Origin of the sequence: Burkholderia theae, assembly GCF_048565265.1 — a bacterium.
In the GTDB taxonomy this organism is placed as follows: domain Bacteria; phylum Pseudomonadota; class Gammaproteobacteria; order Burkholderiales; family Burkholderiaceae; genus Burkholderia; species Burkholderia theae.
Map to the genome: position 1 here is coordinate 721777 of NZ_CP183463.1, position 12509 is coordinate 734285.

The following is a 12509-nucleotide window of genomic DNA, read 5'->3' on the forward strand; positions in this document are numbered from 1 at the left end:
AAGGCGTCCAGCAGTCGGCAACGATGGACCCAGGCAATCGGCGCCCTTATGAGAACGCTTGCTTTCGATATCGAACATCGTTGGTTCGACGCGCGGCGCCAACCTCCTAGAATCGGTTCGACCTGCTTCATCGCATGCGTGTGCAAATCCGCACTCACTCCATCGAATCCGAAACGACATGGCAGACCGACTATCCAGAACCCGCCGCCGGCTCCTTCATGCCGGCCTGGCGATCGCGGCGGGCGCCGCTCACCCGGGCTTCGCGCTGGCGAACACGGCCGGTGCGCGGACGTTGCGCATCGGCTATCAGAAAGGGCCGCTCAGCCTGCTGAAGGCGCGCGGCACGCTGCAGGGCAAGCTCGCGACACTCGGCGTGAACGTCACGTGGACCGAGTTTCCGTCGGGACCGCCGCAGCTCGAGGCGCTGAACGCGGGATCGATCGACTTCGGCGACGTCGGCGAGGCACCGCCGATCTTCGCGCTCGCGGCCGGCGCGCCGCTCGTCTATTACGCGCAGACGCCGGCCGGCCCCGCGGCCGAAGCGGTGGTCGTCGCGAAGGATTCGCCGGTCAGGACCTTTGCGGACCTGCGCGGCAAGCGCATCGCGCTGGTGAAGGGATCGAATACGCACTTCCTGCTGGTCCGGCTGTTGCAGGCCGCGAAGCTCAACTACGCGGACGTCACGCCGGTCTGGCTGTCGCCGTCCGATGCGCGGGCCGCGTTCGAGAACCGTTCGGTCGACGCGTGGATCATCTGGGATCCGTTTCTCGCGGTGGTCCAGCAGGCATTTGGCGCGCGCATCGTCGCGGACGGCACGGGGCTCGTCGAGAATCGCGGCTACTACTTCGCGTCGCGCAGCTATGCGCAGCACAATGCCGACGTGCTGGACGTCGCCGTGTCGGAACTGACGGTGGTTCAGCGATGGCTCGATGCGAACCGCGCGCAAGGTGCGGCCGAGTTCTCGAAGCTCTGGGGGATTCCGGAGCCGGCCGTGGCGCTTGCGTTCCGCCGCGCGCGCTTCGGCGTCGAACCCGTCACGCGCGACACGCTCGCGTATCAGCAGCGCATTGCGGACGTGTTCTATCAGGCCGGCATCCTGCCGAAACGCGTCGACGTCAGCCAGGCTGCGCCGCCCGCGCTCGCGTGACGGCACCCGGCGGCGCCGTATTCGCTCGACGCGTGACGCAAGCGACCTACGGCGCGACGCGGGACAGCGGCACCGCTTCGCCGCGCAGCTTCGCGACGTCGCGGCCCGGCGCCTCGCCGAAGAGCCGTGCGTATTCGCGGCTGAACTGCGACGCGCTCACGTAACCGACGCTGCGGCACGCCTGCCGCGCGTCCATCGCCGACAGGCACATCAAGCGGCGCGCCTCCTGCAGCCGCAGCACCTTCTGGCATTGCAACGGGCTCATCGACGTGACCGCACGGAAGTGGTGATGGAAGGTCGACGGGCTCATGTCCAGCTGTCGCGCGAGCGAGTCGACCGACATCGGATCGACGTAGTGGTCGCGAATCCACGCGACGGCGCGCGAGATGCGCTGCGTCGTCGAATCGGCCTGGCCGACCTGCGCGACGCGCGCGCCCGACGGGCCACGCAACAGGCGAATGAGGATTTCGTCGACGATCAGCGGTGCAAGCAGGTCAAGGTCGTCGGGTTGCGCGATCAGCTGCATCAGCCGCGCAATGGCGTCGACGATTTCCGGTAGTGCATCGTGCGTGTCGACCGCGCTGCAGTCGACGGCCTTCGGCAGCCCGCGCGGAAACACGCGCGGCGTGAGCGCCGCGATGCGGGCCGGGTCGAGTTCGAGCTGGACGGAAAGAAACGGCTCGGCCGGGTCCGCGTGCGTCACGCGGCCGGTGACGGGCAGGTCGGCCGTCGCGACCAGCATCCGCGATTCGTCGATCACGTAGGTGTTGTCGCCGATGCGCATCGACTTCGCACCTTGCCCGATGATGCTCACGCACGCGTGGTGCACGCCGTGGTGCCAGTGCGTCGGCGACGCCGATGCGCGGGCGATGCGCATGCCGCGCACCGGGAGTTCGAACGTGCCGTCATGTGGCGCGTAAGCGGCGATCAGCGCTGCGAGCCGGGCTGCGGGCGACCGGGCAGGCGACCGAGAGTCGTGACCTGGCGTGGTGCGCGGTGGCGGCGGCGTTCGGGCGTCGATTTCCATGTTGTGCGAGCGAATGGCGGAGTGATCGGTACAAGGCGCGCGACTGCGATTCCCTGTTGGCCTCCAGGCAGGGCGCTCGCGCGGCGGTCACATCGTACGGCGAGTCGCGTACGCGGGATTGCCTAAACCTGTCGGAAATTAGCCCGATCATCCGGACCTGCAGGGCCGGCGCTCGCATTGCCCGTCGTCGCGCGGTGTGCAGCGCACAAATTCGGAAATTAAGGCAAAACAATCGCAGGATCGGGCAAGCCATTTCCCGGCGGTTTTCATACTATTGCACCTGCTGAAAGAAATGTGTTCCGGCACGCATCGGGTGATGCGGGCAAGTGTCGCATGACTCGCGGACGCCGCCGCGATCCGCCGGAAAAGACTCAGGACTGCTATTCGAATGTTCGTGCATCGGGCCAGCCGAGGCCGGCTTGCGCCCGTTGTATACCGGCGCGCGACGCGGCGGCGGATGCAGAGGCAAACAGATGCAAAGGCAGCCTTCCGCGCAGGGGAACCGGACAAATGGACCAACTTCAATCGATTCGGGCATTCGTGACGGTAGCCAGGGAAGGCGGGTTTCGCCGGGCGGCGACGCGGCTGCGCGTGTCGACGGCGATGGCGAGCCGGCTGGTCGATGCGCTCGAGACGCGCCTCGGTGCGCGCCTGCTTCAACGCAGCACCTGCCACCAGTCGCTGACGGAAATCGGCGAACTGTATCTCGCGCGCGTCGAGCGGATTCTCGGCGCGATCGACGAGATCGACGGCCGTTTCGTCGCGATGGGCAGCAAGCCGGAAGGCGTGTTGCGCATTGCCGCGCCCGTCGCGTTCGGGCTCAGCCAGTTGAGTGCGTTGCTCGATCGCTTCGTGCACCGGTTTCCGGACGTGCGGCCGATCGTGACGCTGACCGATGCCCACGTCGATCTGACATCCGAAGCCATCGATGTCGCGTTCCTGACCGACGGCATGCCGGTTTCCGGTGCGCATGCGCTGCATACGCTGGCCGCGTACGAATCCGTGCGCGTCGCGGCGCCTGGTTACGTCGCCGCGCACGGTGGCGCGGCCGCATCGGGCGACTGGCCGGACATCGCGGCCGTGCGGCTCGATCTGCCGATGGCCGACGACGAGTACGCGGCCGGGCTGCGACCCGACGCGGCGCCCGGCCATACGGGGGTTGGCCATCTCGAGATGGCGCGGCGCCTGGCCGTGGCCGGCATGGGCGCCGCGGTGCTGCCCGCGTATCTCGTCGACGCCGATCTGGCGGCCGGCACGCTGGTTCGCGTCGCGCCGGTCCGCCCGCTCGCGCCCGTCACGTTGAAGCACGCGCACGCGCGTGCCGCACGTCTGCCGGCCGCCGCGCGAGTGTTCATCGAATTCGCCGGCGCCGCGTTCCGGCCTGCGCGCTAGCGGCACGGTTCGCCGCCGCGGCAACGCGCGCCCGCCGGGGCCGCGCGCTCGGCATTCTTTTTTCACGGAAGCAGTTCGGCAAACGGACGCTCCGCAGGGCGCAGTGCACGCCCGCCACACGCGTCCGCCTCCGCGGCGGAAAGGAAGCGACAGCATTCCGACTTCGCGTGCGGGCCATGAGGAGACCTGGTGATTCCCATTGAAGGTCGTTTATTTGTGAGAGGTCGCTCCATGCGCGTCGAACGGGTTCCATACCGCTTAATCACTGCCGCAACGGCTGCCGTTTTCCTGGCCGCGTGCGGGAAAAAAGAATCGGCGCCGCCGCCGCAAACGCCGGAAGTCGGCGTCGTTACCGTGCAGCCGCAAGCCGTGCCGGCGGTGACCGAACTGCCGGGCCGCACCAGCGCGTTCCTCGTCGCGCAGGTGCGTGCACGCGTCGACGGTATCGTGCTGCGCCGTGAATTCACCGAAGGCGCGGACGTCAAGGCCGGCCAGCGCCTCTACAAGATCGATCCGGCGCCGTATGTGGCCGCGTTGAACAGCGCGAAGGCGACGCTCGCGAGAGCGCAGGCGAACCTCGTGGCGCAGAACGCGCTGGTTGCGCGCTACAAGGTACTGGTGGCGGCGACCGCGGTCAGCAAGCAGGACTACGACAACGCGGTGGCCACGCAAGGTCAGGCCGCGGCGGACGTCGCGGCCGGCAAGGCGGCGGTCGACACCGCACAGATCAACCTCGGCTACACCGATGTCGTGTCGCCGGTCTCGGGCCGTGTCGGCATCTCGCAGGTGACGCCGGGTGCCTACGTGCAGGCGAGCCAGGCGACGCTGATGTCGACGGTGCAGCAGCTCGACCCGGTGTATGTCGACCTCACGCAGTCGAGCCTCGAAGGGTTGAAGCTGCGCCAGGACGTGCAGAGCGGGCGTCTGAAGACGACCGGCCCGGGCGCCGCGAAGGTGTCGCTGGTGCTGGAAGACGGCAAGACCTATGCGGAGCCGGGCAAGCTGCAGTTCTCGGACGTGACGGTCGACCAGACCACCGGCTCGGTGACGATTCGCGCGCTCTTCCCGAACCCGGGCAAGGTGCTGCTGCCGGGGATGTTCGTGCGTGCACGGATCGAGGAAGGCGTGAACGAGAACGCGTTCCTGGTGCCGCAGATCGGCGTCACACATGACCAGAAGGGCCAGGCGATCGCGCTGGTGGTGAACGCAGCCAACAAGGTCGAGACGCGTCCGTTGACGACGACAGGCACGTACGGCCAGAACTGGATCGTCGAAGGTGGTCTGGAGGCGGGCGATCACGTGATCGTGCAGGGCGTCGACAAGGTGCGCCCGGGCGCGACCGTGAAGACCGTCGCGGCGCAGCTCGCACCGGCACCGGACACCGTATCCGCCACACCGGCAAGCGCCGCGCCGGCGAGCACCGCCGCCCATGCTGCAGCAAGTTCGGCCGTCGCATCGGCCGCGCAATAACAGGGAGCTCGTTTCATGGCCAAGTTCTTTATCGATCGCCCGATCTTCGCGTGGGTGATCGCGATCGTGCTGATGCTGGCCGGCATCGCGTCGATCTTCAAGATGCCGATCGCGCAGTATCCGACGATCGCACCGCCGACGATCCAGATCCAGGCGAATTACCCGGGCGCTTCCGCGAAGACGGTGGAAGACACGGTGACGCAGGTGATCGAGCAGCAGATGAGCGGTCTCGACAACTTCCTGTACATGTCGTCGACGAGCGACGACTCGGGCAACGCGACGATCACGCTGACCTTTTCGCCGGGCACGAATCCTGACGTCGCGCAGGTGCAGGTGCAGAACAAGCTGTCGCTTGCGACGCCGAACCTGCCGCAGGTCGTGCAGCAGCTCGGCATGCAGGTCACGAAGTCGAGCAGCAACTGGCTGATGTGGTTCGCGTTCAACTCCGAGGACGGCAACATGTCGAAGGAGGACCTGACGAACTATGTCGCGTCGCACGTGCTCGATCCGCTCAGCCGCGTCAACGGCGTCGGCCAGACGCTGCTGCTCGGTTCGCAGTTCTCGATGCGCATCTGGCTCGACCCCGTCAAGCTGACCAACTACAGCCTGACGCCGGTCGACGTGACGGCCGCGATCACGCAGCAGAACGTGCAGATCGCGGGTGGCCAGATCGGCGGCACGCCGGCGAAGCCGGGCACCGTGCTGCAGGCGACGATCACCGAATCGACGCTGCTGCGCACGCCCGAGCAGTTCGGCAACATCCTGCTGAAGGTCAACCAGGACGGTTCTCAGGTCCGGCTGAAGGACGTCGGCCGTGCGGCGCTCGGTTCGGAGAACTACACGTTCGACACGAAGTACATGGGGCAGCCGACGGCCGGCCTCGGTATCCAGCTCGCGACCGGCGCAAACGCGCTCGCGACTGCAACCGCGCTGCGGGCCAAGATCCAGGAGCTGTCGAAGTACTTCCCGCACGGTCTCGTCGTCCACTACCCGTACGACACGACGCCGTTCGTGCGCCTGTCGATCGAGGAAGTGGTCAAGACGCTGATCGAGGGCATCGTGCTCGTGTTCCTCGTGATGTACCTGTTCCTGCAGAACCTGCGGGCGACGATCATCCCGACGATCGCGGTGCCGGTCGTGCTGCTCGGCACGTTCGCGATCATGGGCGTCGCCGGCTTCTCGATCAACACGCTGTCGATGTTCGGCCTCGTGCTCGCAATCGGCCTGCTGGTCGACGATGCGATCGTCGTGGTCGAGAACGTCGAGCGCGTGATGGCGGAAGAGGGCCTGTCGCCGAAGGAGGCGACCAGGAAGGCGATGAGCCAGATCACCGGTGCACTCGTTGGCGTGGCGCTCGTGCTGTCGGCGGTGTTCGTGCCGGTCGCGTTCTCGGGTGGTTCGGTCGGCGCGATCTATCGCCAGTTCTCGCTGACGATCGTGTCGGCGATGGTGCTGTCGGTGCTCGTCGCGTTGATCCTGACGCCGGCGCTGTGCGCGACGATCCTGAAGCCGATCCCGCAAGGGCATCACGAGGAGAAGAAGGGTTTCTTCGGCTGGTTCAACCGGACCTTCGATCGCAGCCGCGATCGCTACACGAGCGGCGTGAACCACGTGATCCGGCGCTCGGGCCGCTGGCTCGTGATCTACCTGGCCGTCTTCGTCGCGGTCGGCGTGATGTTCGCGCGTCTGCCGAAGTCGTTCCTGCCCGACGAGGATCAGGGCTACATGTTCATGATCGTGCAGACGCCGTCCGGCTCCACGCAGGAAACGACCGGCAAGACGCTCGACAACATCAACACGTACCTGACCACCGCGGAGAAGGAGGTGGTCGACTCGGTGTTCACGGTCAACGGCTTCAGCTTCGCGGGCCGCGGCCAGAACGCGGGTCTCGTGTTCGTGAAGCTGAAACCGTACGAGCACCGCCAGTGTTCGGACCAGAAGGTCCAGGCGCTGATCGGCCGGACCTTCGCGCACTACTCGCAATACAAGGATGCGATGGTGATCCCGTTCAACCCGCCGTCGATTCCTGAACTCGGTACGGCTGCCGGTTTCGACTTCGAGCTGACGGACAACGCCGGTCTCGGCCACGAAGCGTTGATGGCCGCGCGCGGGCAGTTGCTCGGGATGGCCGCAAAGGACCCCGCGCTCGCGCTGGTGCGCCCGAACGGCCTGAACGACACGCCGCAGTACAAGGTCGACATCGACCGTGAGAAGGCGAATGCGCTTGGTGTGACGGCGGCCGCGATCGACCAGACGTTCTCGATCGCATGGGCGTCGCAGTACGTGAACAACTTCCTCGATACCGACGGCCGGATCAAGAAGGTCTACGTGCAGTCGGATGCGCCGTTCCGGATGACGCCGGAAGACATGAACATCTGGTACGTGCGCAACAGCGCGGGCGGGATGGTGCCGTTCAGCGCGTTCTCGACCGGCCACTGGAGCTACGGCTCGCCGAAGCTCGAACGCTACAACGGTGTGTCGTCGATCGAGATCCAGGGGCAGGCCGCGGAGGGCAAGTCGACCGGCCAGGCGATGACCGCGATGGAAGCGCTCGCGAGCAAGCTGCCGGAAGGCATCGGTTATTCGTGGACCGGCCTGTCGTTCCAGGAAATCCAGTCCGGCTCGCAAGCGCCGGTGCTGTATGCGATCTCGATTCTCGTCGTGTTCCTGTGTCTTGCTGCGCTGTATGAAAGCTGGTCGATCCCGTTCTCGGTGATCATGGTCGTGCCGCTCGGTGTGGTCGGCGCGTTGCTCGCGACGATGCTGCGCGGTCTCGAGAACGACGTGTTCTTCCAGGTCGGCCTGCTGACCACCGTGGGCTTGTCCGCGAAGAACGCGATCCTGATCGTCGAGTTCGCGCGCGAGTTGCAGGCGAAGGAGAACATGGGGCCGGTGCGCGCGGCGATCGAGGCGGCACGGCTGCGGTTGCGCCCGATCCTGATGACGTCGCTCGCGTTCATGCTCGGCGTGCTGCCGCTCGCGATCAGCAACGGCGCGGGCTCGGCGAGCCAGCACGCGATCGGCACGGGTGTGATCGGCGGGATGATCACGGCGACGTTCCTCGCGATTTTCATGATCCCGATGTTCTTCGTGCGGGTTCGCGCGATCTTCAGCGGCGAGACGGAAAACGTCGACGATGCATGGCGTCTCGTGCAGGGCGACCTGCAGCACGGTCACGGCGACGCACACGATTCGAAGGGGCAGTAACGATGCAAAAACACGCTTTGACTGCAACCGCGGCCGCACTGGCAGCCGCGCTGTTTGCCGCGGGCTGCACGATGGCGCCGCATTACACGCGGCCCGACGCGCCGGTTTCGCAGGCATTCCCGTCCGGCGGCGTCTATGCGACGCAGCCGGGTGCCGCTGCCGGCGCGCGCAGCGCGAACGGCCAGGCGGCGACCGCCATCGGCTGGCGCGAATTCTTCGTCGATCCGCGCCTGCAGCGGCTGATCGAGATCGCGCTGAAGAACAACCGCGACCTGCGCGTGTCGGTGCTGAACATCGAGGCGGCGCGTGCGCAATACCAGATCACGCGTGCGGGCTTGTTCCCGACGCTCGATGCGACGGGCACCGGTAGTCGTCAGCGCTTGCCGAATGCGCTGACGTCGGTGCCGGGTCGGAACATCACGACGACCTACAACGTGGGCTTGTCCGCGTCGTGGGAGCTTGATCTGTTCGGCCGCGTGCAGAGCCTGAAGGACCAGGCGCTCGCACAGTACCTGTCGACCGCGTATGCGCGGCAGGCGTCGGAAATCTCGCTGGTGTCGCAGGTGGCTGACCAGTACCTGACGGTGCTGTCGACCGACGATCTGCTGAAGGTCACGGAGAACACGCTGAAATCCGCGCAGGCGTCGTACGACCTGACGAAGCTGCAGTTCGACAACGGTACGGGCTCCGAGCTCGACCTGCGTCAGGCTCAGACGGTCGTCGAGGCGGCGCTCGCGAACCAGCAGGCTCAGGCACGCGCTCGCGCGCAGGCCGTGAACGCGCTGGTATTGCTGATCGGCGAGCCGCTACCGGACGATCTGCCGCCGGGCATGCCGCTCGATTCGCAGAACCTGCTGACGGACGTGCCGGCCGGGTTGCCGTCGGATCTGCTGACGCGTCGCCCTGACGTGATGCAGGCCGAGCAGACGCTGCTGGCCGCGAACGCGAACATCGGCGCGGCACGTGCGGCGTTCTTCCCGAAGATCTCGCTGACGGCGGCGTTCGGTACCGCGAGCCCGACGCTGGGCGGCCTGTTCAAGGCCGGCACGGCGGCGTGGTCGTTCGCGCCGAACATCGCGCTGCCGATCTTCGAGGGCGGGCAGAACATCGCCAACCTCGATCTCGCGCACGTACAGAAGCGCATCGAGATCGCGAACTACGAGAAGGCGATTCAATCGGCGTTCCGCGAAGTGTCGGACGGGCTGGCCGCACGCGGCACGTACGACCAGCAGATCGCGGCGCTGGAACGCAACGAGTACGCGCAGCAGCGTCGTTTCGACCTGTCGGACCTGCGCTACAAGAACGGCGTCGACAGCTACCTGTCGGTGCTGACCGCGCAGACGGACCTGTACTCGGCGCAGCAGTCGCTGATCAGCGCGCGTCTGGCACGCTGGACGAACCTGGTCGACCTGTACCGTGCATTGGGCGGCGGGTGGATCCAGCGGGCCGGCGAAACGCCGCGTGCGCCGGACACGCCGGTCGACTACGACAAGGCCGCGATGAACGGGTAAGCACGAAGCAGGGCAGAAGCGGGCATCCGCTCCTGTTTGCCGAACCGGTTACACGCGCAGAAACGAAAACGCCACGGACATCAATCCGTGGCGTTTCCATTTGCATGACCGCCCGTCGCAGGCGCGGCCGCAGCGGCGTTACGTTACCCCTGCTTCGCCCAAAGCGTGCGGCCGAAGAACGTCAGCGTGCGATCCCATGCGATTTGCGACCACACCGGATCGAACTGCGTGCCGGCGATGCGGCCGGTGCCGACGGCCTCTTCGTTCGCGAACGCATGATGCGCGAGATAACGATGGAACTCGAACCCGACCTTCGCATCGGTCAGCTTCTTCTCGAGCGCATCGACCTGGTCGATCGCAAAGAACGCGTCCTGCGTGGCCCAGTGGCCCATCAGCGGCACCTTGAGCTTTGCCGGATCGATGTAGTCGAGCGGCGGGAGGCCGTACCACGTGACGCCCGCATCGGCATCGGCGTACTGCAGCGACAGCAGCGTGAGTGCGCCGCCCATGCAGTAGCCCGTCACCGCGACGCGCGGAGCAAGCGTCTTCAGATAGGCTACTGCGCCGGGAATGTCCTGCGATGCGGCGTCGCCGAAATCGAGCCCGGTCATCAGGTGGTGCGCTTCTTCCTCCTCGACCGTCGACTTGCCGCGATACAGGTCGGGCACGAGCGCGAAGTAGCCGCAGCGCGCGAGGCGATCCGCGACGCCGCGGATCTGGTCGTTCAGCCCCCACCATTCCTGGATGACGACGACTGCGGGCGCGCCTTCGGTCTGTGCCGGCGTGGCGAGATAACCCTGCAGTTCCTGGCCGTCCGGGCGGCGAAACGTGATCATGGAACCGGATGTTTGAGACATGAAACCGCTCCTTGTCGAAAAATGCGATGAGTGCGGCATCGGGCCGGCCAGCGGGCGCGGCGACGATCGGGCATGCCGGGCGTCGTGGTTCCGCTCGCATTTGTTTCGGCCGACGCCGACCACGCGGCCATTCTATGCGCAAACACCGGCTGCCTGCGTGAACGACGCTGCGCGGTGCGATTCACGGGTTCGTTCACGTCGGTCGAAGATGGCGATCCCGTTGCGGAGCGGATGACCGAAAAGCAAACACCCCGCCCTGAACGAGAGCGGGGTGTTTCGCTTGCCGCGCGCGGACCGGAATCCGCGCACGTCGGTCCGGCTTACTGGCCGAAATAGACGGAGTCGCGGCCTTCCTGCTTGACCGCGATCGCGCGGCCGGCACGCACGCCGGCGGCAGCTTGCGCGCCGTAGCCGGTTTCATCGGCGTTCGTCACACGGGCCTGTGCGGTCTGCAGCGCGCGCGGGTAATACTGGTCGGAGACCTCGGGCTTGTAGCCGGCCTGTTCGAGCTGGACGAGTTCGGCGCGCACCTGGGCACGCGTCAGCTGGCCCGACGGGTTCGACTGTGCGAAGGCGCCGTACGAGGCGGACAGGGCGGTTGCGGCGACGACTGCGTAGATGAACGACTTCATGATGACCTCCGGTTTCGTTGATTTCGCGCTTCGCTCGTTGCGTTCAGCGGTTGATTGCATCGTAGCGATCACGTTACCGGTCGGAAATACGCGTTCCAGTGATTCATTATTGCAACTGGGTAAACGATCCGCGTGGACGGGTGGTTTTGTCTGATGATTGACGGGGGTGTCGGGCCTGGCCCTTTCGAACGCGATATTGTCGGCCGGCACGCGTCGAAGGGACGACCGTTTGAATCGTATTCCGAAGTATTTTTGAAAGGTCACCGGCATCGCCCATGCCGGGTCACTCGGCCAGAACCGCCTGCCGCTTCCGGTATTCGGCCGGCGTGATCCCGACGTGCCGCGCGAACGATCGCCTGAGCGTATCGACATTCGCGAAGCCGCATTTCGCGGCGACCTGTTTCGGCGTGTCGTGGCCGTTCTCGAGCAAGTGGCGGGCCGCCGCGATGCGGGTTGCCTCGACCCATGCGGCCGGCGTCATGCCGACTTCCGTGCGGAACAGCCGCGCGAAGTGGCGCGGGCTCATGCCCGCATGCTTTGCCATCTCGGCCACCGAATGCTCGAGTTCCGGATTCGCCGCGATCCAGCGCTGAACCTCCTGCAGCACCGAGCGTCCGGCGGGGCGCGCCTCGCCCTTGCGGCTGAACTGGAGTTGCCCGCCCGGCCGCTTGAAGAACATGACCAGTTGCGCGGCGACGCGCCGCGCGATCTCGCGGCCGAGATCCTCCTCGACCAGCGCGAGCGCGAGATCGAGCCCGGCCGTGACGCCGGCGCCGGTGCGCAGCTTGCCGTCGCGCACGTACAGTGCGTCCGCATCGACGGTGAGCGACGGATAGGCTTCGGCAAGCGCGTCGGCGGCGGCCCAGTGCGTGGTCAGGTGGCGCCCTTTCAGCAGGCCGGTGGCCGCGAGGATGAATGCGCCGGTGCAGATCGAGCCGTAGCGCTTGCTTTGCACGGCCGCCGCTCGCAGCCACGCGAGGACGTCGGTGCGCAACGTGAGCTGGCTGGCGCTCGGCGCGCCGGCGACCAGCAGCGTATCGATGCGCTCCGGGATGGCGGGAACGATCCAGTCGGGCAGCAACTGTGCACCGGATGAGCTGCGGATCGGACCGGATTCGCCCGCGATGATCCGCAACGTATAGAACGGCTTCCCGCACTCGGCGTTCGCTTGCGCGAAGACGTCGAGCGGGGCGGAGACATCGAGCAGCTGAACGCCCGGTACGGCGAAAATTCCCACGACCTTCGGCATGATCGGTTGCGTGTTGT

Annotated in this window: 10 protein-coding genes; 6 read left to right on the forward strand and 4 right to left on the reverse strand. The window is 66.5% G+C overall.

The genetic code is table 11. The features are described 5' to 3' along the window. The first annotated feature begins 178 nt into the window (after positions 1-178). Positions 179-1147 (forward strand): aliphatic sulfonate ABC transporter substrate-binding protein, encoded by a 969-nt coding sequence (locus tag ACN22W_RS36000; RefSeq protein WP_419689902.1) that lies wholly within the window; start codon positions 179-181, stop codon positions 1145-1147. 46 nt (positions 1148-1193) lie between these two features. Here the strand turns inward: ACN22W_RS36000 and ACN22W_RS36005 are convergent, their stop codons facing one another. Then, positions 1194-2024: an AraC family transcriptional regulator N-terminal domain-containing protein gene (locus ACN22W_RS36005; RefSeq protein ID WP_419689903.1), complete on the reverse strand. Its 831-nt coding sequence runs from the start codon at positions 2022-2024 to the stop codon at positions 1194-1196. A 660-nt stretch (positions 2025-2684) separates the two neighbouring features. Here ACN22W_RS36005 and ACN22W_RS36010 point away from each other — a divergent pair. From ACN22W_RS36010 to ACN22W_RS36025, 4 genes are all read left to right on the forward strand, one after another. Further along, positions 2685-3566, forward strand: a complete 882-nt coding sequence (locus tag ACN22W_RS36010) for a LysR family transcriptional regulator (protein ID WP_419689904.1) — start codon at positions 2685-2687, stop codon at positions 3564-3566. A 231-nt stretch (positions 3567-3797) separates the two neighbouring features. After that, a complete protein-coding gene (locus tag ACN22W_RS36015) occupies positions 3798-5036 on the forward strand; it encodes an efflux RND transporter periplasmic adaptor subunit (protein WP_419689905.1) in 1239 nt (412 codons plus the stop codon). A gap of 15 nt (positions 5037-5051) precedes the next feature. Beyond that, a complete protein-coding gene (locus ACN22W_RS36020; RefSeq protein ID WP_419689906.1) occupies positions 5052-8243 on the forward strand; it encodes an efflux RND transporter permease subunit in 3192 nt (1063 codons plus the stop codon). A 2-nt stretch (positions 8244-8245) separates the two neighbouring features. Continuing rightward, on the forward strand, positions 8246-9754 hold the full coding sequence (locus ACN22W_RS36025; RefSeq protein ID WP_419689907.1) for an efflux transporter outer membrane subunit: 1509 nt from the start codon (positions 8246-8248) through the stop codon (positions 9752-9754). Between the two features lie 143 nt (positions 9755-9897). On the opposite strand, the gene ACN22W_RS36030 is transcribed toward ACN22W_RS36025, so the two are convergent. Beyond that, the gene (locus tag ACN22W_RS36030) at positions 9898-10611 is read right to left on the reverse strand and encodes a dienelactone hydrolase family protein (RefSeq protein ID WP_193103072.1); all 714 of its coding nucleotides are present in this window, start codon (positions 10609-10611) and stop codon (positions 9898-9900) included. A gap of 72 nt (positions 10612-10683) precedes the next feature. On the opposite strand from ACN22W_RS36030, the gene ACN22W_RS36035 reads away from it, so the two are divergent. Next, positions 10684-10947 carry a hypothetical protein gene (locus ACN22W_RS36035; RefSeq protein WP_419689908.1) on the forward strand — a complete coding sequence of 88 codons (264 nt, stop codon included), beginning with the start codon at positions 10684-10686 and terminating at the stop codon, positions 10945-10947. Here the strand turns inward: ACN22W_RS36035 and ACN22W_RS36040 are convergent. Continuing rightward, entirely contained in the window at positions 10932-11243 is a 312-nt protein-coding gene (locus ACN22W_RS36040) for a DUF4148 domain-containing protein (protein ID WP_043185856.1), read from the reverse strand. The genes ACN22W_RS36035 and ACN22W_RS36040 overlap by 16 nt on opposite strands. Before the next feature lie 283 nt (positions 11244-11526). Then, positions 11527-12492, reverse strand: coding sequence for a GlxA family transcriptional regulator (locus ACN22W_RS36045; RefSeq protein WP_419689909.1), 966 nt, complete (start codon positions 12490-12492; stop codon positions 11527-11529). Positions 12493-12509 lie beyond the last annotated feature (17 nt).

Excerpts from the sequence above, each read along its gene's own strand:
- ACN22W_RS36045 (WP_419689909.1), bottom strand. The coding sequence starts at position 12,492 with ATGCCGAAGGTCGTGGGAATTTTCGCCGTACCGGGCGTTCAGCTGCTC.
- ACN22W_RS36015 (WP_419689905.1), top strand. The coding sequence starts at position 3,798 with ATGCGCGTCGAACGGGTTCCATACCGCTTAATCACTGCCGCAACGGCT.
- ACN22W_RS36035 (WP_419689908.1), top strand. The coding sequence starts at position 10,684 with ATGCCGGGCGTCGTGGTTCCGCTCGCATTTGTTTCGGCCGACGCCGAC.
- ACN22W_RS36030 (WP_193103072.1), bottom strand. The coding sequence starts at position 10,611 with ATGTCTCAAACATCCGGTTCCATGATCACGTTTCGCCGCCCGGACGGC.
- ACN22W_RS36020 (WP_419689906.1), top strand. The coding sequence starts at position 5,052 with ATGGCCAAGTTCTTTATCGATCGCCCGATCTTCGCGTGGGTGATCGCG.
- ACN22W_RS36025 (WP_419689907.1), top strand. The coding sequence starts at position 8,246 with ATGCAAAAACACGCTTTGACTGCAACCGCGGCCGCACTGGCAGCCGCG.
- ACN22W_RS36000 (WP_419689902.1), top strand. The coding sequence starts at position 179 with ATGGCAGACCGACTATCCAGAACCCGCCGCCGGCTCCTTCATGCCGGC.
- ACN22W_RS36005 (WP_419689903.1), bottom strand. The coding sequence starts at position 2,024 with ATGCGCATCGCCCGCGCATCGGCGTCGCCGACGCACTGGCACCACGGC.
- ACN22W_RS36040 (WP_043185856.1), bottom strand. The coding sequence starts at position 11,243 with ATGAAGTCGTTCATCTACGCAGTCGTCGCCGCAACCGCCCTGTCCGCC.
- ACN22W_RS36010 (WP_419689904.1), top strand. The coding sequence starts at position 2,685 with ATGGACCAACTTCAATCGATTCGGGCATTCGTGACGGTAGCCAGGGAA.